The sequence below is a fragment of the Puniceibacterium sp. IMCC21224 genome, from assembly GCF_001038505.1.
Classification (GTDB): Bacteria; Pseudomonadota; Alphaproteobacteria; order Rhodobacterales; family Rhodobacteraceae; genus Puniceibacterium.
Map to the genome: position 1 here is coordinate 3,651,534 of NZ_LDPY01000001.1, position 23,119 is coordinate 3,674,652.

Annotated in this window: 10 protein-coding genes and 1 pseudogene; 6 read left to right on the top strand and 5 right to left on the bottom strand. The window is 64.3% G+C overall.

The window, feature by feature from the left end; genetic code table 11:
• Nucleotides 1–316: 316 nt before the first annotated feature.
• Both IMCC21224_RS17035 and IMCC21224_RS28970 read left to right on the top strand, forming a co-directional pair.
• The gene (locus IMCC21224_RS17035; RefSeq protein ID WP_047996353.1) at nt 317–11,812 is read left to right on the top strand and encodes a cadherin-like domain-containing protein; all 11,496 of its coding nucleotides are present in this window, start codon (nt 317–319) and stop codon (nt 11,810–11,812) included.
• 461 nt (nt 11,813–12,273) lie between these two features.
• Nucleotides 12,274–12,393, top strand: a pseudogene (locus tag IMCC21224_RS28970) (IS5/IS1182 family transposase); the annotation flags it as partial.
• 112 nt (nt 12,394–12,505) lie between these two features.
• On the opposite strand, the gene IMCC21224_RS17045 reads toward IMCC21224_RS28970, so the two are convergent.
• Together IMCC21224_RS17045 and IMCC21224_RS17050 are read right to left on the bottom strand one after the other, a co-directional pair.
• A complete protein-coding gene (locus IMCC21224_RS17045) occupies nt 12,506–14,020 on the bottom strand; it encodes a YifB family Mg chelatase-like AAA ATPase (protein ID WP_047996355.1) in 1,515 nt (504 codons plus the stop codon).
• 79 nt (nt 14,021–14,099) lie between these two features.
• Entirely contained in the window at nt 14,100–14,972 is an 873-nt protein-coding gene (locus IMCC21224_RS17050; RefSeq protein ID WP_047996356.1) for a glutathione S-transferase, read from the bottom strand.
• 227 nt (nt 14,973–15,199) lie between these two features.
• On the opposite strand from IMCC21224_RS17050, the gene IMCC21224_RS17055 reads away from it, so the two are divergent.
• Entirely contained in the window at nt 15,200–16,078 is an 879-nt protein-coding gene (locus tag IMCC21224_RS17055; RefSeq protein ID WP_047997235.1) for an RNA polymerase factor sigma-32, read from the top strand.
• A gap of 140 nt (nt 16,079–16,218) precedes the next feature.
• Nucleotides 16,219–17,430: a bifunctional phosphopantothenoylcysteine decarboxylase/phosphopantothenate--cysteine ligase CoaBC gene (coaBC, locus tag IMCC21224_RS17060; RefSeq protein ID WP_047996357.1), complete on the top strand. Its 1,212-nt coding sequence runs from the start codon at nt 16,219–16,221 to the stop codon at nt 17,428–17,430.
• Nucleotides 17,431–17,560: 130 nt separating this feature from the next.
• Here the strand turns inward: coaBC and IMCC21224_RS17065 are convergent, their stop codons facing one another.
• On the bottom strand, nt 17,561–19,213 hold the full coding sequence (locus IMCC21224_RS17065; protein ID WP_047996358.1) for an iron ABC transporter permease: 1,653 nt from the start codon (nt 19,211–19,213) through the stop codon (nt 17,561–17,563).
• Nucleotides 19,214–19,342: 129 nt separating this feature from the next.
• On the opposite strand from IMCC21224_RS17065, the gene IMCC21224_RS17070 reads away from it, so the two are divergent.
• A complete protein-coding gene (locus tag IMCC21224_RS17070) occupies nt 19,343–20,224 on the top strand; it encodes a hypothetical protein (protein WP_047996359.1) in 882 nt (293 codons plus the stop codon).
• 86 nt (nt 20,225–20,310) lie between these two features.
• On the top strand, nt 20,311–21,057 hold the full coding sequence (locus IMCC21224_RS17075) for a YkgJ family cysteine cluster protein (protein ID WP_047996360.1): 747 nt from the start codon (nt 20,311–20,313) through the stop codon (nt 21,055–21,057).
• 128 nt (nt 21,058–21,185) lie between these two features.
• On the opposite strand, the gene IMCC21224_RS17080 is transcribed toward IMCC21224_RS17075, so the two are convergent.
• Entirely contained in the window at nt 21,186–22,331 is a 1,146-nt protein-coding gene (locus IMCC21224_RS17080; RefSeq protein WP_047996361.1) for an alpha-D-ribose 1-methylphosphonate 5-triphosphate diphosphatase, read from the bottom strand.
• Complete coding sequence (locus tag IMCC21224_RS17085; RefSeq protein ID WP_197089218.1) at nt 22,321–23,085, bottom strand: triacylglycerol lipase; 765 nt, start codon at nt 23,083–23,085, stop codon at nt 22,321–22,323. The genes IMCC21224_RS17080 and IMCC21224_RS17085 overlap by 11 nt, the downstream gene beginning before the upstream one ends.
• Nucleotides 23,086–23,119: the final 34 nt, after the last annotated feature.

A 23,119-nucleotide genomic window follows, 5' to 3' on the forward strand; every position in this document is an offset into this window, starting at 1 on the left:
GTTGAGCCGCGAGATCGTGCTTGGGCGGTTTTATGTCGTTCGATGCCGCGCGTACATTTCGGCCTGGGGGCCGCCGCCACAACCACTGGCCTGACGATCCGCCGGGCCGACGCACTGTGACCGTCACCGCATGGCCTGATCTGCGAGACGCAGGACAGACGCCGGAACATGCGAAAAATTTGGTTCCGAATTTCGTCGCATCTTTCTGACACATCGGGCATATTCCACCCAGCATGTAGCGGATATTCCGCGTTCGAGGCTGCGGCCTCGTGTACCGACGACCCTGAATTCAGTTTATTTTCTAAAAGGAAACCTCATGACAAAACTCGCACCGGGTGGATTGGCGATACTTGGATTCAACACCACCGGCGAGGGGGCGGATTTTTCCTTTGTGCTGCTTTCGGGCGTGACTGCGGGCACCGAGATCTACTTTACCGATACCGGCACGAGGGACGGAACAAAATCGTTCGACAATACAAATTCTGCTGACGGCACGCTGCTCTGGACGGCGGCGTCCGACTATGCCGCCGGGACCGTCATCAACTTTACCGCAGACGCGGCGGAATTCTCGCAACCGTTTGTCCTGGGCATCGGCGGGACCAATCAACCGTTGGATCTGCGCATCGGTGGCGATCAGCTGATCGCATTCCAGGGTGATATCGTGGATTCCGAGATCCCGGATCCGAACTTTATCTATGCCGCCAGCACTTATCGCGACACCTTTCAGGGCACCGGCGATGGCCGCGAGGGCGATACCTCTTCGGTCAACCAGTCCGGTGTTCCTCTGGGGCTGACCGAGGGTAAGACAGCCATTGCCCTTGGTGGCAGTGCAACCAGCGTCGATTCGGTACTGTATACGGGGCCGACAACCGGTACCAAGGCAGAGCTGCTAGCCGCCCTGGCCATTGCCGGCAACTGGTCGGCAGTCGGCACCACACAGACCCAGATCACCGCCGATTTCACCGTCACCGACGCGGTCGCCAATGCCGACCCCGTCCTGACGCTGCCCGGGGCGGTGACATTGAATGAAGACAGGGGAGACGTGATTGGCGGCATTACCGTCTCTGACCTGGAAGGCGATACCGTCACGCTGGTCCTGACAGCAGAGGCGACGCTGCATGTGACGTCCGGCGGGCCGGGGACCGTCACCGGCAACGGGTCGGGATCGCTGACAATCGTCGGGTCGGCTGCGGATGTGAATGCCCGCGTGTCCAGTCTGTTCCTGGATCCGCCGCAGAATTCGTCCGAGGACATCACCCTGCGCGTCGTGGCCTCGGACAAGGACGGCACCTCGACCACCGGCACGGTGGCGATCACCGTCACGCCGGTCGATGATGCGCCGCAACTGGAACTGGCGGGCGATGCCGGAGGATCGGCGGATCGCAGCGTCACCGATACGGAACTGGCCACCGATCCGCTGGATTTCGCGGCGGATTATCTGATCACCGATCCGGACGGCCCGGCGCAATCACTGAACGGTTTCGACCTGACCGTGCGTTATGGCACGGGCGGCAGCGATGCGGGTGATCTGCTGCAGGTGGTCAACACCCTGGCCGATGACGGCGGGGCCGGTTTCGAGACCGGCATCGACACCGAGGTCAACGGCACCACCGGGCTGACGGATGTCTATATTACGGTGAGTGGGCCCAGCCGTTTTCTGCTCGGCACCATCGACGGGACGGAAAACGGGCAGGCGGGCGCCGATCTGACGATTACCCTGGGGGCCAATGCCGACACGGATCGGGTGCAGATTCTGCTCGATGCGCTGCGCTTTTCCAATCCGGCAGCGACACCCGGCATGCGGGCGCTGGAGATTCAGCTGTCGGGCACCGTCGACGGCGGTCCCGGGGCATCTGATCCGGATACCATCACGGTCACTATCACCGACGGCAATGCCGCACCGGTCCTGGCGGATGTCGTGACCTCTGTCACCTTCGATCCGACCGTGGTGGGCACGACGCCGCAGGTTGTCGATGCCGATGTCACGCTGAGCGACGTCGATTCCGCCGATTTTGACGGCGGCAGCCTGAACATCACCTTTTCTGACTTCCGCCCCGGCGCCTCGACCCTGGGCGAGGAACTGAGCTTTGATGTCTCCGGGCCGTTCTCGATCTCGGGCACCGATCTGTCGTTCTCCGGGGGCGTGATCGGCACCATCGCTTCGGACGGCGTTGACGGCATTGCGCTGAGCGTCGATTTCACCTCGGCCAATGCCACGCCTGCGGTTGTGGAACAGCTGATCGAAGCCTTGCGCTATCGCAACACCGCCAGTGCGCCCGAAACGACCCGCGAGATCAGCATCACGATCGCGGACGGAGATGGCGCGACATCCGTGGCGCAAACCGTGGCGATCAAGGTCGAAACGATCACGCCGCCGACGATCGACCGGGCGGTGACCTATGTCGAAGATCTGGGCGATGTGCTGATCGACGATCTGCAGCAATTCACCGCCGATGGCGCGGATGGCGACCAGACGGTCTATGCCGGCGGGACACTGGACATCACCATGACCGGGGACGCGGCCAGCGATGGCCTGACATTCCCAAGTTCCACGACCGGTGTTTCTGACGGTGACGTCCTTATTTCAACCACCGGAACGCTTGTTCTTCGCGAGAGCATTGCGCCGGGTGGGTATGTCCGTATCGGAACCGTTACGGGTGACGGAACGCGGTCCCTGACCATCACGTTCGAAACCACCGACGGCACCTTTTTCAATTCCGGCGACTTTGTGGGGTTTTCCCGCCGTCCCACAGCGGATGAAGTCGAAAAAGTTGTTCAGACGCTGCAATACACCAACAGTGAAGGCGATATCCCGACCGAAGGCACCCGCACCGTCGAGCTTGTCCTGACGGATGCCGCATTGACCGTGGAACCCACCGAAACCTTCACGGTCGAGGTCGAGGCCGTCGAGGATGATCCGGTCCTGTCGGGCGTCACCGCCACGATCGGGCTGGATTATTCGGGCGGCGTGCCGGTGACGCCTGCGACCTTCAACGCCAGCTTTTCCGTCACCGATCCCGACACCACCAATTTTGCCGGGGGCGAATTCCGGGTGTCGGCGCGGACCACAACCACCGAGGATAATTTCTCCATCATCGACGGCAATGGCATCACCGTTGCGGGCGACCAGGTCAGCTTTGCCAGTTCGGTGATCGGCACGGTTTCGGGCGGCACGGCGGGCAACGATCTGGTCGTGGCGCTGTCGGGCACTGTGTCGGACGCGGCGGTCAACGCGCTTGGCCTGCAGGTGGCCTACCTCAATTCCTCGGCCACGCCGCGACCCGAACGCGACATCACCTATAGCGTCACCGATGGCAACGGCGGTGAATCGGCGGTTGTGCTGCAGACGCTCCAGATCACTGGCGGCCCCACGCTGCAACCGCCGGTGATCGGCGACATCGACACGCCGGTGACCCCGCTAGCCTCGGCGCTGATCGCCGGGCCCGTGGTGCTGGACGCGGCGGTCGATCTGTCGGATGCGGATATGTCCGGCTTTGATGGCGGCAGCCTGCTGCTGAGCTATCAGGCGGTGCGCGGGGCGGTGACGGACCAGTTGTCGATCCTCAGCTCCGGCGTCCCTGCCGGCATCCAGGTATCGGGCGCAAATGTCAGTTTTAATTATGGCACCGTGTTCGGCACAATCGTTCAGGACGGTACAAACGGCGCCGATCTGGAAATCGCCTTTTCGGGCGGCGGCGCCGTGGGAACGGCGGTCGAGGCGCTGATCGAGGCGCTGCAATATCAATCCACCGCGACGGTTCCGACAGGGACTACGGGCCTGTCCCTCACAGTGACCGATGCCGATGGTCAGGTCAGCGACGAGGTGTCGTTTTCGGTCGAGATCATCGATGACGGCATTTCGTTCGACGACTCGGCCAGCACGCGCGAAGACAACGATCTGATCGTCTCTTTTGCGGATCTTCTGTCCAACGATGCCAATTTCGGGGATGGCGTGACGATCACCTCTGTCCAGGCGGCAGTCGGTGGCACGGTGCAGATCGTGGGCAGCAATGTGGTGTTTTCCCCCACCTCTGACACCAGTGGCGCGGCCAGCTTTACCTATACCGCCGGTGACGGGGTCTGGACATCGACCGCGACGGTCACGACCACGGTGACCCCGGTCAACGATGCCCCGGTCGAGAGCGGCATTTCCGGCGATGTCTCGACGGTCATTCAATCCGGTGCGGGGGCGCAGGCCCTGACAGGTCTGGCAGACGCCACCGTGACGGATATCGATTCCGCCGATTTCGACGGCGGCTTCGTGCGCATCGCACAGACCGGCGGGGTGGCCAACGGCACCTTCGGTCTGGGGGTCGGCGTCACCTCGGGGGGGGATTCCGTCCTTGCGGCGGGGGAAACCGTTTCGGTCGGCGGCACGGCGATCGGCCTTGTTTCTGGCACCGGAGCCGCGGGCGCGGCGCTTCAGGTCGATCTTGCCGCGACCGCGACGCCTGCCCTGCTCGAAACCTTTCTGCAATCGCTGACCTATGACATCCCCACGGCTGTCGAGACGCGGAATTTCCAGCTGACACTTGATGATGGCGATGGCTCGGCCGATGGCGGCATCTCGGCGGTGACGGCGACCTTTGCGGTCCAGGTGTCGCCCAATGCGCCGACCATTAACGGGCTCGACGGCGATGCGATCACTCTGGCCTTTGATGCCGCGGCGGCGGTTGCTGTGCTGGGCAATGCGGTAATCACCGATGCCGATGATGCCGATTTCGACGGCGGCGCGCTGGTCATCGCGCGCACGACGGCGCTGTCGGGCGACTTTTCGACATCGGGCACCGTCCTGTCGGGGGGCGATCAGACCTTTGCCGCAGGCCAGACGATCACGGTCGATGGCGTCGCCATCGGGACCGTGGCATCAGACGGTCAGGGCAGCAACGATCTTGAGATTACCCTGTCCGCAGGCGCGACTCAGGCCCGACTGGGCAGTTTTCTACAAACGCTGACCTACCGCTCCACCGATCCTGGCAGCCACGACTTTGACACCACGCTGCGCGATGCGCCCGCCGGGACTGCGGCAGGAACATCCGCGATTGCCAGCTTCTCTGTCGCCGTCGATGCCCCCCCGGTGCTGACCCTTCCGGTGGCGGTGATCCCGGCACCCGACAGCCAGGCGACCACGATCACCGGCATCAGCGTGGCCGATGCCGACAGCACCACTATGACCGTGACAATCGGCATCCCCACCGGACGCGGAGCGCTGGACATGACGGCCCAAGGCACCGCCGGGCTCTCCGGATCGGGCGGCACGACGGTCTCGGTTACAGGCACGCTCGCGGATGTCAACGCAACGCTCGCCACCCTGACGGTGACACCGACCGCCGGCAATGCGGCGGATGTCACCGTCACGGTGACCGCCAGTGATGGATCGTTCGCGATCTCCGGGCCAAACACCGACAGCGGCAGCGTGACGGTCGATGTGCTCAACCGGCCGGAAATCCTGGAGCTCTCCGGCGACACGCTAGCCTATACCGAAGCAGACGGCCCGCGCGTACTGGATCAGGGCACCGCCGCCTCGGTGATCGATCTGGATTCCGCAACCCTGCCCGGCGGTCGCCTGACCGCCAGCTTCCAGGGCGGCGGGACGGCTGATGAAACGCTGAGCTTTGGCGCCGGCGTGACCCTGTCCGGCGCGCAGACGGACGGGGCTGCGGTCCAGGTCGGTGGCGTCACGATCGGCACTCTGGTCGCAGGCCAGACAGGTGTTGCCGGGCAGGATCTGCAGATCCTGCTCTCCGCCGATGCCACCCCTGCCCTGCTCTCCACGGTGATCGGCGCCCTGACCTATGAAACCGCGCTCGAAGATGTTGCGACCACCCGCAGTGTCGCGGTGTCCATCTCCGACGGCGATGCCGGCCTGTCCACGACGGCCGTGGTAACGGTCAATGTCACGCCGGTGAATGACGCCCCAAGCCTGAGCGTGACCCCGGTGCTGAGCAGCCTGGCCGAAGATGCCGACACCTCGGCCCGGATCAAGGTCGCCGATGTCGCGATCAGCGACGATGCCCTCGGGCGCAATGATCTGAGCCTGGGCGGCGCCGATGCCGCCCTGTTCGAACTGGTCGGCACCGAGGTGTTCCTCGCCGCCGGGGCCGCACTCGACTTTGAGAGCCAGGCCAGCCTGGCGCTGCAGGTGATCCTCGACGATCCCGCCCTTGGCACCGGACCCGAGGCAAGCCTGCCGCTGAGCCTGAGCATCACCGACGTCAACGAGGCCCCAAGCCTGAGCGTGACCCCGGTGCTGAGCAGCCTGGCCGAAGATGCCGACACCTCGGCCCGGATCAAGATCGCCGATGTCGCGATCAGCGACGATGCCCTCGGGCGCAATGATCTGAGCCTGGGCGGCGCCGATGCCGCCCTGTTCGAACTGGTCGGCACCGAGGTGTTCCTCGTCGCCGGGGCCGCACTCGACTTTGAGAGCCAGGCCAGCCTGGCGCTGCAGGTGATCCTCGACGATCCCGCCCTTGGCACCGGACCCGAGGCAAGCCTGCCGCTGAGCCTGAGCATCACCGACGTCAACGAGGCCCCAAGCCTGAGCGTGACCCCGGTGCTGAGCAGCCTGGCCGAAGATGCCGACACCTCGGCCCGGATCAAGGTCGCCGATGTCGCGATCAGCGACGATGCCCTCGGGCGCAATGATCTGAGCCTGGGCGGCGCCGATGCCGCCCTGTTCGAACTGGTCGGCACCGAGGTGTTCCTCGTCGCCGGGGCCGCACTCGACTTTGAGAGCCAGGCCAGCCTGGCGCTGCAGGTGATCCTCGACGATCCCGCCCTTGGCACCGGACCCGAGGCAAGCCTGCCGCTGAGCCTGAGCATCACCGACGTCAACGAGGCCCCAAGCCTGAGCGTGACCCCGGTGCTGAGCAGCCTGGCCGAAGATGCCGACACCTCGGCCCGGATCAAGGTCGCCGATGTCGCGATCAGCGACGATGCCCTCGGGCGCAATGATCTGAGCCTGGGCGGCGCCGATGCCGCCCTGTTCGAACTGGTCGGCACCGAGGTGTTCCTCGTCGCCGGGGCCGCACTCGACTTTGAGAGCCAGGCCAGCCTGGCGCTGCAGGTGATCCTCGACGATCCCGCCCTTGGCACCGGACCCGAGGCAAGCCTGCCGCTGAGCCTGAGCATCACCGACGTCAACGAGGCCCCAAGCCTGAGCGTGACCCCGGTGCTGAGCAGCCTGGCCGAAGATGCCGACACCTCGGCCCGGATCAAGGTCGCCGATGTCGCGATCAGCGACGATGCCCTCGGGCGCAATGATCTGAGCCTGGGCGGCGCCGATGCCGCCCTGTTCGAACTGGTCGGCACCGAGGTGTTCCTCGTCGCCGGGGCCGCACTCGACTTTGAGAGCCAGGCCAGCCTGGCGCTGCAGGTGATCCTCGACGATCCCGCCCTTGGCACCGGACCCGAGGCAAGCCTGCCGCTGAGCCTGAGCATCACCGACGTCAACGAGGCCCCAAGCCTGAGCGTGACCCCGGTGCTGAGCAGCCTGGCCGAAGATGCCGACACCTCGGCCCGGATCAAGATCGCCGATGTCGCGATCAGCGACGATGCCCTCGGGCGCAATGATCTGAGCCTGGGCGGCGCCGATGCCGCCCTGTTCGAACTGGTCGGCACCGAGGTGTTCCTCGTCGCCGGGGCCGCACTCGACTTTGAGAGCCAGGCCAGCCTGGCGCTGCAGGTGATCCTCGACGATCCCGCCCTTGGCACCGGACCCGAGGCAAGCCTGCCGCTGAGCCTGAGCATCACCGACGTCAACGAGGCCCCAAGCCTGAGCGTGACCCCGGTGCTGAGCAGCCTGGCCGAAGATGCCGACACCTCGGCCCGGATCAAGGTCGCCGATGTCGCGATCAGCGACGATGCCCTCGGGCGCAATGATCTGAGCCTGGGCGGCGCCGATGCCGCCCTGTTCGAACTGGTCGGCACCGAGGTGTTCCTCGTCGCCGGGGCCGCCCTCGACTTTGAGAGCCAGGCCAGCCTGGCGCTGCAGGTGATCCTCGACGATCCCGCCCTTGGCACCGGACCCGAGGCAAGCCTGCCGCTGAGCCTGAGCATCACCGACGTCAACGAGGCCCCAAGCCTGAGCGTGACCCCGGTGCTGAGCAGCCTGGCCGAAGATGCCGACACCTCGGCCCGGATCAAGGTCGCCGATGTCGCGATCAGCGACGATGCCCTCGGGCGCAATGATCTGAGCCTGGGCGGCGCCGATGCCGCCCTGTTCGAACTGGTCGGCACCGAGGTGTTCCTCGTCGCCGGGGCCGCCCTCGACTTTGAGAGCCAGGCCAGCCTGGCGCTGCAGGTGATCCTCGACGATCCCGCCCTTGGCACCGGACCCGAGGCAAGCCTGCCGCTGAGCCTGAGCATCACCGACGTCAACGAGGCCCCAAGCCTGAGCGTGACCCCGGTGCTGAGCAGCCTGGCCGAAGATGCCGACACCTCGGCCCGGATCAAGATCGCCGATGTCGCGATCAGCGACGATGCCCTCGGGCGCAATGATCTGAGCCTGGGCGGCGCCGATGCCGCCCTGTTCGAACTGGTCGGCACCGAGGTGTTCCTCGCCGCCGGGGCCGCACTCGACTTTGAGAGCCAGGCCAGCCTGGCGCTGCAGGTGATCCTCGACGATCCCGCCCTTGGCACCGGACCCGAGGCAAGCCTGCCGCTGAGCCTGAGCATCACCGACGTCAACGAGGCCCCAAGCCTGAGCGTGACCCCGGTGCTGAGCAGCCTGGCCGAAGATGCCGACACCTCGGCCCGGATCAAGGTCGCCGATGTCGCGATCAGCGACGATGCCCTCGGGCGCAATGATCTGAGCCTGGGCGGCGCCGATGCCGCCCTGTTCGAACTGGTCGGCACCGAGGTGTTCCTCGTCGCCGGGGCCGCCCTCGACTTTGAGAGCCAGGCCAGCCTGGCGCTGCAGGTGATCCTCGACGATCCCGCCCTTGGCACCGGACCCGAGGCAAGCCTGCCGCTGAGCCTGAGCATCACCGACGTCAACGAGGCCCCAAGCCTGAGCGTGACCCCGGTGCTGAGCAGCCTGGCCGAAGATGCCGACACCTCGGCCCGGATCAAGATCGCCGATGTCGCGATCAGCGACGATGCCCTCGGGCGCAATGATCTGAGCCTGGGCGGCGCCGATGCCGCCCTGTTCGAACTGGTCGGCACCGAGGTGTTCCTCGTCGCCGGGGCCGCACTCGACTTTGAGAGCCAGGCCAGCCTGGCGCTGCAGGTGATCCTCGACGATCCCGCCCTTGGCACCGGACCCGAGGCAAGCCTGCCGCTGAGCCTGAGCATCACCGACGTCAACGAGGCCCCAAGCCTGAGCGTGACCCCGGTGCTGAGCAGCCTGGCCGAAGATGCCGACACCTCGGCCCGGATCAAGGTCGCCGATGTCGCGATCAGCGACGATGCCCTCGGGCGCAATGATCTGAGCCTGGGCGGCGCCGATGCCGCCCTGTTCGAACTGGTCGGCACCGAGGTGTTCCTCGTCGCCGGGGCCGCACTCGACTTTGAGAGCCAGGCCAGCCTGGCGCTGCAGGTGATCCTCGACGATCCCGCCCTTGGCACCGGACCCGAGGCAAGCCTGCCGCTGAGCCTGAGCATCACCGACGTCAACGAGGCCCCAAGCCTGAGCGTGACCCCGGTGCTGAGCAGCCTGGCCGAAGATGCCGACACCTCGGCCCGGATCAAGGTCGCCGATGTCGCGATCAGCGACGATGCCCTCGGGCGCAATGATCTGAGCCTGGGCGGCGCCGATGCCGCCCTGTTCGAACTGGTCGGCACCGAGGTGTTCCTCGTCGCCGGGGCCGCCCTCGACTTTGAGAGCCAGGCCAGCCTGGCGCTGCAGGTGATCCTCGACGATCCCGCCCTTGGCACCGGACCCGAGGCAAGCCTGCCGCTGAGCCTGAGCATCACCGACGTCAACGAGGCCCCAAGCCTGAGCGTGACCCCGGTGCTGAGCAGCCTGGCCGAAGATGCCGACACCTCGGCCCGGATCAAGGTCGCCGATGTCGCGATCAGCGACGATGCCCTCGGGCGCAATGATCTGAGCCTGGGCGGCGCCGATGCCGCCCTGTTCGAACTGGTCGGCACCGAGGTGTTCCTCGTCGCCGGGGCCGCCCTCGACTTTGAGAGCCAGGCCAGCCTGGCGCTGCAGGTGATCCTCGACGATCCCGCCCTTGGCACCGGACCCGAGGCAAGCCTGCCGCTGAGCCTGAGCATCACCGACGTCAACGAGGCCCCAAGCCTGAGCGTGACCCCGGTGCTGAGCAGCCTGGCCGAAGATGCCGACACCTCGGCCCGGATCAAGGTCGCCGATGTCGCGATCAGCGACGATGCCCTCGGGCGCAATGATCTGAGCCTGGGCGGCGCCGATGCCGCCCTGTTCGAACTGGTCGGCACCGAGGTGTTCCTCGTCGCCGGGGCCGCACTCGACTTTGAGAGCCAGGCCAGCCTGGCGCTGCAGGTGATCCTCGACGATCCCGCCCTTGGCACCGGACCCGAGGCAAGCCTGCCGCTGAGCCTGAGCATCACCGACGTCAACGAGGCCCCAAGCCTGAGCGTGACCCCGGTGCTGAGCAGCCTGGCCGAAGATGCCGACACCTCGGCCCGGATCAAGGTCGCCGATGTCGCGATCAGCGACGATGCCCTCGGGCGCAATGATCTGAGCCTGGGCGGCGCCGATGCCGCCCTGTTCGAACTGGTCGGCACCGAGGTGTTCCTCGTCGCCGGGGCCGCACTCGACTTTGAGAGCCAGGCCAGCCTGGCGCTGCAGGTGATCCTCGACGATCCCGCCCTTGGCACCGGACCCGAGGCAAGCCTGCCGCTGAGCCTGAGCATCACCGACGTCAACGAAAACGAGCTGATCGTGGGCAGCCCGGAGGCCGAGTTCATCGACGGCCGCGAGGGTGAGGACACATTGGCCGGGCTTGGCGGGCCTGACACCCTGATGGGGGGCACCGGCGACGACCGGATTTCGGGCAGTACCGGCGATGACGATATTTCAGGCGAAGACGGCAATGACACGATCGGCGGCGGCCCGGGCAAGGATTCGATCAGCGGCGGCTCGGGCAACGACAGCCTGCATGCCGGCATGGACGATGACACTGTCAGCGGCGGCGACGGCAATGACACGATCGGCGGCGGCCCGGGTCAGGACAGTCTTGACGGCGGCGATGGGGATGACCTGCTAAAAGGCGGGGATGGCGACGACACGATCAACGGCGATGCGGGCGATGATTACATCAATGGCGGCACGGGCGACGATGCTTTGACCGGCGGCAGCGGCAATGACACGTTGGGGGGCGGTATTGGCGCCGATACGATCGACGGCGGCGATGGCGACGACATCATCGGCGGTGGCGCCGGTCAGGATTTGCTGCGTGGCGACGCGGGCAGTGACACGATCGGAGGGGGCCTGGGCAACGACACGATCGAAGGCGGGCTGGATGACGACCTGCTTTATGGCGGTGGTCGGAACGATCTGCTGGACGGGGGGGACGGCGATGACATCCTGGTCGGCGGACGCGGGGATGATACGCTGACCGGGGGCGAAGGTGCGGACACCTTTGTGTTCAACTTCCAGAGATCAAACGATGCCGATGTGGTCACCGATTTCGACCATGGCGTCGACATGTTAAGTGTGGCCGGTGTCATGACCGCACCCGGAGCCGACGCACAGGACAGGTTCGACGCGCTGGACATCACGGATGTGACAGGGGGTGCCCTGATCTCGTATCAGGGCAGTACGATTCTGATCGAGGGCACCGCCGCCGCAGACCTGGAGATTGATGTGTTCCAGTTCATCTGATGGGGCCGCCGGGGGGGCGATGCTTGAAACGGCATCGTGATCCCAGCCTCGGAAAGGACAGATTTCCAGAACTCCTTGAGATCAACGATCGGCTTGTCTCCAGATCGGCCCGGAAAGACCTGGGAGTGATCGACTGCGTCAGTCCTGACCCCGATCAGCAATGCAACAATGTCCGTTGAGAGGGGCAGGTCTTCTAGTTACTTCTGCTTTGTATGACGTGAAGGCTTGACCCAGATAGCGCGATCCATGTCGAAATTGTCCCAGCCGGCCGTCAGGACTTCACCAAGCCGCACGCATCATCCATCTGATCGGAAACTCGAACATCTTGGACAAAAGTGATAAGGATGATTGGCTTGATAGAGCGTCGCACGCAGCGAATTATGGAATGTCGGGACGTCCTTGTCGCGGACATCGTCGTTGCGTTGCGGATTTCCCTTGCGTCTGCCACCGGGTCCGCGCCACGGACGCGTCCACGCGCAATCCTATCGGGATGGATCGCGCTTACGCAATACGGCCCGTACAAGACGCTGTACAACCGGTGGAAGCGATGGAGCTATAAGGACGTCTTCACCCAGATGATGATGGTGGGCAGAGGTCTTCCTCTCCATTGTCACTCTCGCCGCAACCATCATCAAATAGTTGCGAGCTCTGACGCTAAGCGTGACCAGACCTGATCTTGGCTGTGGCGGAAGGTCAGGCGTCTTTTGCCGACATCAGCCGATAGCTGAGCGCCTCTGCCACATGCGGGCGTTCGATATCCGGGGCGTTGTCCAGATCGGCAATGGTGCGGGCGACGCGCAACACGCGGTGATAGCCGCGCGCCGAAAGGCCGAGCCGTTCGGCAGCCCGTACAAGCAGGTCACGGCTTTCACTATCGAGCTGTGCGATCTCGTCAAGCTTGCGTCCGGTGGCGTCGGCATTTGTGCGCATCCCGGCATGCCCCTCAAAACGGTGGGACTGCACGGCCCGTGCGGCCGAGACACGGGCAGCCACTGTGGCAGAACTATCCCCCGAGGCGGGCAGATCGAGGTCTGAAAACGCCACTGGCGGCACTTCGACCCGCAGATCGAAACGATCCATCAGCGGGCCCGAGATCCGGCCCAGATAATCCTCGCCACAGATCGGCGCACGTGAACAGGCCCGCGCAGGGTCGGACAGATAGCCACATTTGCAGGGGTTTGCGGCCGCGATCAGCATGAACCGGCAAGGATAGCGGATGTGGGCATTGGCGCGGGCGACCATGATCTCGCCCGATTCGATCGGTTGGCGCAGGGTTTCCAGCACAGTGCGGGGAAACTCTGCAAACTCGTCCAGAAAGAGCACACCGTTATGGGCAAGGCTCACCTCGCCCGGTCGGGCACGTTTGCCTCCGCCCACAATGGCCGCCATTGACGCAGTGTGGTGAGGATCGCGAAAGGGTCGGATCTTGGAGATTCCGCCATCCTTGAGCAACCCGGCGAGCGAGTGGATCATCGAGGTTTCCAGCGCTTCGATAGAGGTGAGCGGTGGCAGGAGCCCCGGCAGGCATGCCGCAAGCATGGATTTACCCGAGCCGGGCGTTCCGATCAGCATCATGTGATGGCGACCCGCAGCGGCAATTTCAAGCGCGCGTTTGGCGCGTTCCTGACCTTTGACATCGCGCAGATCGCGGTCGGTTGGGGTGGCAAGCACCTCGCCCGCGACGCAGGGCGACAGCAGGGCGGCGCCGGTGAAGTGGCGCACGATATCAAACAACGTGTTTGCCGCGATGACAGTGCAGCTGTCGACCCAGGCAGCCTCGGCACCCGAGGCGCGCGGACAGAGCAGCATCCTGTCCTCTTGCGCTGCGGCCATGGCGGCGGGAAGCGCGCCGATCACTGGCATCAGGGTGCCGTCCAACCCCAACTCTCCCAGCGACACCGCCTCGGCCACCGCGTCACGGGGCAGCGCGTCGAGCGCCGCCAGCAATGCCAGTGCAATGGGGAGGTCGAAATGCGAACCCTCTTTGGGCAGGTCGGCCGGGGCGAGGTTCACGGTGATCCGCGACGATGGCAACGCGATGCCCATCGACGTCAGCGCACTACGTACACGGTCGCGGGCCTCGGACACGGCCTTGTCCGGGAGGCCGACGATCGAAAACGAGGGCAAGCCGGGCGTCACAGCGCATTGCACTTCGACCGGGCGGGCCTCGACCCCGTCAAACGCGACGGTATGGGTTTGTGTGACCATGCAGACCCCGTTTCTGGCGACGGGGCAGCTTGGGCACCGCGTGGTTAGTGAAAGGTTAACACGACCCGGTACGCATTAATTATTTTGCCAGCAGCGCCATAAAGGCAGGCCAAGCTTCGGGATCGGCAATGGTCTTGTCGCGGCAAAACGCATTGCAAAAGCCAAAGATGCGGCCCTGGATGGCCAGAAAATGGGTCACTGGATCGCCCGAATACGGGCAGGTGTCATTTTCAGGCGTTCCGTGTTCCGTTGCGCTGGCAGGCAGCGGTGTCGGTCCCGGCCAGGGCACCCGCGCATAAGGCTGCGCATAGCGGGCGAGGTCATCCCCCCGCACCAGCCCCATAGCACGCCAGCGCCGCAGCGCCGGATCAGTCAGGTGCGCCTGGACATAATCGCGCGCCGTATCGGACATGGGCAGATCATAGCCAGCAAGACGCATCGCCATCGGGGCAAAAGCCACATCAGCCACCGAATATGCACCGCAAAGCCATGGACCGGCGGTACCAAACCCCTCACGCGCATAGGTCCAGAGCTCTTCGATCCGCTGGATATCCGCCAGAACCGCGTCCGCAACATCCACCCCGGTATACGCCAGGCGCAGGTTCATCGGACACGCGCTGCGCAAAGCGCCAAAGCCTGAATGCATCTCGGCAGCGAGACTGCGGGCACAGGCGCGTGCCGCCGGGTCCGTCGGCCAAAGGCCCGCCTCGGGGTGGCGTGTCGCCAGCTCCTCGGCCATGGCGAGGCTGTCCCAGATCACCGACCCTTCGGGGGTGATCAGTGTCGGCACAGTGCGCGCGGGCCGGATCGCTGCCATCTGTTCGGCAACCGATCCGGCGTTGAAGTCCACCAGATGAATGTCGACGGGAATGCCAAAACGCCGGAACGACAGCCAGCCACGCAGAGACCAGCTCGAATACGAATAGTCGCCAAGATACAAGTGATAGGTCATGCCATGCTCGCTTTTGCACCAGATGGGTCAAGGTTTAGCCACCGGAACGGCATCCGGAAAGTCGCGATTTGTGGACATGGTGATCACAGTTGATGATCGATGGGTCGCGACAAAGTGACCGGATTCAAAATTTTTTCGAAACCTTGTGCGATCTGGGCGCGTTTATAATTTGTGTAGTCGGGCAGGCACAGATTTCTGCCAAATGGCAAACGAATTGGGGAGACGATATGGCACGTGATAATTTCAACGACCAGACGATGTCCCGCCGGGCCATGAAGGCCGAAATGCTGGACGCCGAAACCGAATTGCGCCTGGCTTATGCGTGGCGCGACCAAAGGGACGAAGTTGCTCTGCACCGGCTGATCACCGCCTATATGCGGCTGGCCATTTCGATGGCCTCTAAATTCAAACGCTACGGTGCCCCGATGAACGACCTGATCCAAGAGGCCGGACTGGGTCTGATGAAGGCCGCCGACAAGTTCGATCCAGATCGTGGCGTGCGATTTTCGACCTATGCGGTCTGGTGGATCAAAGCGTCGATTCAGGATTACGTGATGCGCAACTGGTCGATGGTGCGCACCGGCTCGACCTCGTCGCAGAAATCGCTGTTTTTCAACTTGCGGCGGGTGCAGGCGCGGCTGGAGCGCGAAGCCGAGGCGGATGGCCAGACGATGGACCGGCACCAGTTGCGTCAGTTGATCTCGACCGAGATCGGGGTGCCCCTGCATGATGTCGAGATGATGGAAGGGCGGCTGTCAGGGTCGGATTACTCCCTCAACGCCACACAATCGTCTGAGGACGAGGGGCGGGAATGGATCGAAGCCCTGGAAGATGACGGAAAACAGGCTGCCGAGATCGTTGAGGACAGCCACGACAGGGCGCAAATGCGGGAATGGCTGCTGTTTGCGATGCAAGCCCTGAATGACCGCGAACGATTCATCGTTCGCGAGCGCAAGCTGCGCGACGATTCGCGCACACTTGAAAGCCTCGGGACTGAACTGGGGCTGTCCAAAGAACGTGTGCGCCAACTTGAGGCTGCGGCCTTTGTCAAGATGCGCAAGACGCTTGAGGCGCAGTCTGGCGAAGTTCACGCCTTTCTGGCCTAGCACATGACATGCACCGATCCCCTGATCCCCTCAGCTGGGGTCAAACCAAGGTGGCGCCAGTGACACCGGCTCCGACGATTGAGTTTTCCACGCGGGCTGCGTAACAGTGATGCCACACGGAATTGCGGGCGGGGCGCAACATGCTGGACGGCAAACGCATTTTACTGATCGTCGGGGGCGGTATCGCGGCCTACAAGTCGCTGGATCTGATACGGCGGCTTAGGGAACGTGGCGCGTCGGTTACTCCGGTGATGTCCCGGGCAGCGACAGAATTTGTTACACCGCTGTCGGTGTCGGCATTGGCTGGGGAAAAGGTGCATACCGACCTCTTCGATCTGACGAACGAGGCAGAGATGGGCCATATCCAGCTAAGCCGGGTTGCCGATCTGATTGTGGTGGCACCCGCGACGGCGGATCTATTGGCGAAAATGGCGCAAGGCAGGGCGGACGATCTGCCCAGTACGCTGTTGCTGGCAACGGATACCCGGGTATTGGTCGCCCCGGCGATGAACGTGCGGATGTGGCAGCATTCAGCGACACAGCGAAACCTTGCGACTCTGCGCAGTGATGGCGTGCTGTTTGCCGGGCCGAACGATGGCGACATGGCCTGCGGCGAATTTGGGCCGGGCCGTATGGCTGAACCGCTCGAAATTGTCGCGGCGGTCGAGGCGGTGCTGGTCAGAGCGCTCAAAGGGCCGTTGCACGGGCGGCGTGTGTTGGTGACATCTGGCCCAACGCACGAGCCGATTGATCCGGTGCGCTATATCGCCAACCGATCATCCGGCGCACAGGGAACGGCGATTGCGCAGGCATTGGTCGCGATGGGCGCAGACGTGGTCTTTGTCTCTGGCCCAGCCGATGTCGCGCCGCCCGAAGGGGTGACCCTGATCCAGGTTGAGACGGCGCGACAGATGTCGGATGCGGTGCAGGCCACGCTGCCGGTTGACGTCGCCGTATTTGCCGCAGCTGTGGCGGACTGGCATGTGGTCGGGCCAACGGCGTCGAAAATCAAAAAGGTGGCCGGGGCCATTCCGTCGCTTCAGTTTGCCGAGAACCCCGACATCCTCGCTGGTGTGGCGCAGATGCCCAAGGGTCGGCCACAGCTCGTGGTGGGTTTCGCCGCCGAGACTGACGATGTGGTCGCACATGCCACGGCCAAGCGAACGCGCAAGGGCTGCGACTGGATCCTCGCCAATGATGTGAGCCCGGCGACCGGGATCATGGGGGGGACGGAGAATGCAGTCACGCTCATCACCGAGCGAGGTTCCGAAGTCTGGCAGCGAATGAGCAAAGCCCAAGTGGCCGAGCGGCTGGCGCAGCGGATCTCTGACGCGCTGAACCATCCGGGCTGACTGGCAGGAGTCAGCGTCTGTCGCAGCGCCGGATTGTGCGTATTTAGAAAGAGAAGAAGGGCAAGCTGTGGTCGATGTCACCGTGATACCGAGCGGTCGGTGGGATGCTTGCCATTACCGGGGCGACGGGTCAGCGGTTCGCCCGCGCCAAAAGTCCGACGGCGCAAAGCCCGACCAGAATCACCAGTAGCGCCGGGGGGGAGGCTGCGCCGATATTCTCGAGGCTGGCCTGACCGTGGACCCGCGTCGCCAGCGTTTCGAAATTAAACGGACGCAGGAGCAGCGTCGCGGGCAGTTCCTTGACACAATCGACAAAGACCAGCAGCAGCGCCGACGCGATCGAGGCGCGGATCATAGGATAGTAGACCGCCACCAGTGTCTGCCCCTGATTGCGACCCAGCGACCGCGCCGCCAGTGCCAGATTGGGGGAAACCCGCCCCATGGCCGCATCTGCAGCCCCCTGAGCGATGGCAAAGAACCGCACGCAATAGGCCAGTACCAACGCAAAGGCGGACCCAGTCAGCACCAAACCGATGTCATATCCCGTGACATTCTCGACAAGGTCGGCCAGCCCATGATCAAGCCCCGCAAGCGGCAACAGAATCCCGATGCCCAGCACCGCCCCGGGCGCCGCATAGCCGATCGTGGTCACTGGCAGCAGCAGCCGGGGCAGTGCGCGCCCCGACAGACGCACACCGTACACCAGGAAAACACCTGCCGCGACTGTGACCAGGGCCGCAATCCCCGCCACCCTGAGCGTATTCAGTGTCGCACGCAACAGAGCCGGGTCGCGCCAGAGCACCGCGTTGTCCAGCGCGTGGCTCAGAATAACGCCGACCGGTAGGACAAACCCGGCAAGGAACGGCAAACCGCAGATCGCCAGTGTGGCCCAACCAGCGATTCCGGGCAGCGGTTGGCGTATCACCGGCCGATGCCGCGCGGACAGGTTGAAAAACCGCATCCGCCGCCGACTGCCCTTTTCCAGGGTCACCAGCAGGATAACCAGCACCAGAACCACACAGGCAAGTTGCGCAGCACCCCCGGCATTGCCCGCCTGCAACCAGACGCTAAAAATGCCGGTGGTCAGCGTCTGCACCGCAAAATAATCCACCGTCCCGAAATCATTGACGCTTTCCATCATCACGATGGCGACGCCCGCGGCGATGGCGGGCCGCGCCAGTGGCAAACCTACACGCCAGAACCGGCCAAGGGCACCGGCGCCCAGCGATCGCGCTACCTCTTCGGCGCTACCGGATTGTTCGCGAAAGGCGGCACGCGTCAGCAGATAAACATACGGATAGAGCGCGGCACCCAACACCAGCACGGCGGCACCCATCGACCGGATTTCGGGAAACCAGTAATCGCGGGCCGAGGTCCAGCCAAAGGTCGCGCGCAACCCGGTTTGCACCGGACCCGCGTATTCCAGGAAATCCACCAGCGCGTAGGCGCCCAGATAGGCCGGAATCGCCAGCGGCAGCAGCAACAGCCATTCCAGCCAACGCCGTCCCGGAAAATCGTAGCGCGACACCATCCAGGCGCAGCCGGTCCCGACCACGGCGGCCAGCAGACCCACACAGCCCATCAGAATGCCGGTGTTGGCCAGATACCGCGGGAGCGTCGTCGACACGAGATGCGGCCAGATATTGTCACTGGGAAAGGCCGCAATCCAGACCACCGACAGGATTGGTGCCAACACCACCGCCGCGATCAGCACCGCCCCGAACGACCACAGGCTGGGCCAGGACAATCGTCGCGGGGGAGCGCGCGTTTCAGTCACCGCCACGACGGGACCACGCAAGGCAGTTTTGGGCGGCGATTCAGTGTCACGATGGCCAGAGCCCTTGGGAAAAGCGGTTTCATAGGCAGGAAAAGCCCTTATAGTGCAGAGACAAAGCAACAAAAAGACCCTCCGATGCAGGTAATTCTTCACACTGGCGTGCATTGCACGGATGACGACAGGCTGCTCAAGGGCCTTTTGCGCAATGCCGATGCGCTCCGCACAAAAGGCGTCGCGGTTCCCGGTCCGGGTCGCTATCGCGCCCTGCTGACCGAAGCTGCGGCCTCGCTCGGGCAGAGCAGTCCGTTCCCAGAGGCGCGCGAGGTGCTGCTGGATGCCATCCTCAGCCAAGACCCCGATCAGGTCGGGCGTATGCTGCTGAGCCACGAAAACTTTTTTGCCGTACCCAAGCTGGCATTGACCGGTGGTCGCCTCTACCGCAACGCCGAGGCGCGACTTGCCGGGGTTGCCCAGATGTTTCGCGGCGACGAAATTCAGCTTTTCATGGGTCTGCGCAACCCGGCGACCTGGCTGCCGGCGATGTATGCGGCGACCCCGCACGCCAACCTGGACGATTTCCTGCAAGGCCACGACCCGATGCATCTGCGCTGGTCGGACCTGATCCGGCGCATCCGCGACGCCCTGCCCGACATGCCGATCACGCTGTGGTGCAATGAGGACACGCCGCTGATCTGGGGCCAAATCCTGCGTGACATGGCGGGGGTCGAACCGGGTCGCAAGATTACCGGCGCCTTTGATCTGTTGCAGGACATCATGAACCCCGAAGGCATGCAACGGTTCCGCGCCTATCTGCGCGATCACCCGCAGATCAACGAGCGCCAGAAACGTCGGGTGATGATCGCCTTTCTAGACAAATACGCCATCAGCGACGCAATCGAGGAAGAGCTGGATTTGCCCGGCTGGGACTCTGCCTATGTCGATATGCTGACCGAACTCTATGAAGATGACGTTGACGAGATCGGGCGCATTCCGGGCGTCACGCTGCTTAGCTCCTAGGCATCGGGATTGCCCTGCTGCGCAGTGAGCCGCAAATCCTGGCTGCCAGTGCTTGTCATTCACCTCAACAGCGCCATAGTCGGGGCATGCAACTCCGCCGCCCCGCGCCCCGCCCCAATGATCTGCCCGCCCTGCGGGCGCGCGTCGCTGCGCTGCGGCTCAAGGGACCGTCGTCGCCGCAGGTTGAGCAGGCGCGCAAATTACTGCTACTCTATCTCGATACAGCCGCGGCCCATGCCGTGCCATTCGCCGACATGGCCCGCGATCTTCGCTCGGGTTTGCCAGCGCTGCGCATTGCCGGCGCGCAACTTGAGCAGCAGGCAACCGACCCCTCCGGCCCACTGACACAAGCTGCGTGTGCCAGTGGCTGTGCCTTTTGCTGCATCTTGTCGGGGACGGATGGCGGCACGATCCTCGAAGCCGAAGCCCGCGCGTTGCATGACGCGCTGCAACCGCTGGCAGGTCAGCCCGACGGGCGGGACTGGCACCCGCGCGCCTGTCCCGCGCTGGATCCTGCGACACGCAATTGCCGGGTCTACGCAACGCGACCGCTGATTTGCCGCACCTACGTGTCGTCTGATGCCACTGCCTGCGCAGAGATCGCAAAAGGCACCCCAGCAACCGGCGCCGGTGTGCTCGGTGCGCAGGGTTTGATGCTGGCGGTGCAAGCACTGGCTCGCGCCGCGCTTGACGGGGTCACTCAGGTTCCAACCTATTCCATGGCCCGGGTCGCGGCCGCGGCCATCGCCGGTAAAGCTGCGAAAGACACGTTGCGCTCAGCACGACACCCCCCGCGAACCCTTGATGACGAGCGTTTGCGGCTTGGCGGTTGACCGGCACTGCCGGGGTTCCTCCCTCTTCAGCGAGATCTACAGCCACTTCATGCGAACGGCGTCACGCACGCAACCGGCAGCGTATTGCCTGCTAAACCGCAGCTGACGGTAGACTTTCAGATGCTGGGTCACCTCAGAAACCGTTCGGCCACTGCACCGGTCATAAACGACACCGCGCCAGCGGCGAAGCACGCCGCGACGCGATGGGTTTTGGGGTCCAGTACGACCAGATCGGCCCGCAGGCCTGCCTCGATCCGCCCACGATCGTCTAGACCCAGCAATCGCGCCGGACCTTGCGACACCATTCCCCACGCCCGGACCATATCGCAGACCCCAAGATCGGCCAGCCGCCACGCCGCGCGCAATGGCGACGGATAGTGATAGTCCGACGCCAAAGCATCGCACCATCCCGCCGCCACCAGATCCAACGCCGACGCATTGCCGGCATGGCTGGCCCCGCGCACGACATTGGGCGAACCAAGCACGACAGATTCGCCCGCGTCCCGCGCGGATTGTGCGGCACTGGCGGTCTCGGGGAATTCAGACACAGACACACCGCGCCTGCGCCAGACCTCGCGCGCGGTTGAATCGTGGTCGTCATGGCTTCCCAGCACCACACCGCGGTCACGCAACCGCGCGGCCAGCGCCGTCACTGCCCCCCGCACCTCGCCACTTCGGGCATGCAGGTCCAGCATCATGCGAAAATGCGCCTCTGGGTTGCGCCCGCTCTTGAGCGCCTGACCGGTCAACCGCGGTGGATGCCGCCCCTCGGCCAGACGCGCATGCGGCAGATGATCGTTGAACACCACATAATCAATGCCGAACCGCGCCACTGCCGCTTCGGCGCGGGCGTAATCATCCAGCAAATGCGTCTCTAACCGCAGCTGCAGCCGCAGATCGGTGGGCACACCCGGCGCAACTTTGGCCACGGAAGCAAAGACATGCTCGGCAAAATCTGGTCCGCGCATCCCCCCTTCCCAACTGAAGAATTGCGCCAGAACAGCGGTGGTAATGCCATTGGCTGCCAGTTCGGCAGCACAGGCCGCCACCCCATGACTGGCCTCGCGCAGCGCGCCCCGCCGTGGCGCCATGTGACGTTCGAACCCGTCTCCATGCGCGTCTACAATGCCCGGCAGCACCTGATAGCCGCGCAGATCAACCTGCCGCCCCACAGGCAAGTCGCTCAGCACGCCATCGGACAGCGCCAGCGGGCCGTCATCCCAGCCATCGGGCCGCAATACCTGCGCGCCGGTCAGTGTCAGTTCAATTGCCATCGGCACACATCCCCAGCAGGCAGGCAAACTCGGGCGCGCCAAAACGTGTGGTCCAGTCCAGATCGGGATCGAACCGCCCTTCGTCCAGAAACAGCAACACCTGCGCCATCACCGACGGCGCCTGCATGATAAACGTGTGCGTGACCGGCATAACGATCCGCGCTGCCATGCCGTCAACGCCGGTCGAGGCAACCGACACCTTGCCGTCATCCACGCCCGGAATCAGCGACGAAAACACCGGGTTCAGCGACCGCAAACCGGCGATCACCCCCAGCTCGAAATTAACCGGCGGCAAACGCGCGGGCAGATCATCCGCCCCGGTGCCCAATTGCAACCCGGCCGGACCGTTGAGCCATTGGAACAGATCCAGCCCGCCCAAATCATCCACCAGCTCGCTGCCGTGGTTGGGCGGGGCCAGCATCACCACCCGACCCAGTTGCGCGGGTCGGGTCTGCGCCAGCCAGACCCGCAACAGGATTCCCCCCATAGAGTGGGTCACAAAATGCACCTGTCGATCGCCGCACTCTGCCACCGCATGCGGCAGCGTCGTCTGAACCAGCGTCTGAATCCGGTCCGAGGTCGAAGCATACCCCGGCACCACGGTATGATAGCCCTCGACCTCCAACACGCGCGCCAGCAGCGCGAACGAATATTCCGTCCGCGCCAATCCGTGCAACAGCACGACGCAATCCCCCTCAGCCGCGCGGGCCGGGGGGGTGATCATCACCAGCAAGAGGGCAAGCATCAGACGCATATGGGTTGAGATACCCCGCCCCGCGCCCGTAAGA

Coding starts and splice junctions, on each gene's coding strand:
- IMCC21224_RS17070 (WP_047996359.1), top strand. CDS start 19,343: ATGCAGGTAATTCTTCACACTGGCGTGCATTGCACGGATGACGACAGG.
- IMCC21224_RS17035 (WP_047996353.1), top strand. CDS start 317: ATGACAAAACTCGCACCGGGTGGATTGGCGATACTTGGATTCAACACC.
- IMCC21224_RS17055 (WP_047997235.1), top strand. CDS start 15,200: ATGGCACGTGATAATTTCAACGACCAGACGATGTCCCGCCGGGCCATG.
- IMCC21224_RS17085 (WP_197089218.1), bottom strand. CDS start 23,085: ATGCGTCTGATGCTTGCCCTCTTGCTGGTGATGATCACCCCCCCGGCC.
- IMCC21224_RS17080 (WP_047996361.1), bottom strand. CDS start 22,331: ATGGCAATTGAACTGACACTGACCGGCGCGCAGGTATTGCGGCCCGAT.
- IMCC21224_RS17045 (WP_047996355.1), bottom strand. CDS start 14,020: ATGGTCACACAAACCCATACCGTCGCGTTTGACGGGGTCGAGGCCCGC.
- IMCC21224_RS17050 (WP_047996356.1), bottom strand. CDS start 14,972: ATGACCTATCACTTGTATCTTGGCGACTATTCGTATTCGAGCTGGTCT.
- coaBC (WP_047996357.1), top strand. CDS start 16,219: ATGCTGGACGGCAAACGCATTTTACTGATCGTCGGGGGCGGTATCGCG.
- IMCC21224_RS17075 (WP_047996360.1), top strand. CDS start 20,311: ATGCAACTCCGCCGCCCCGCGCCCCGCCCCAATGATCTGCCCGCCCTG.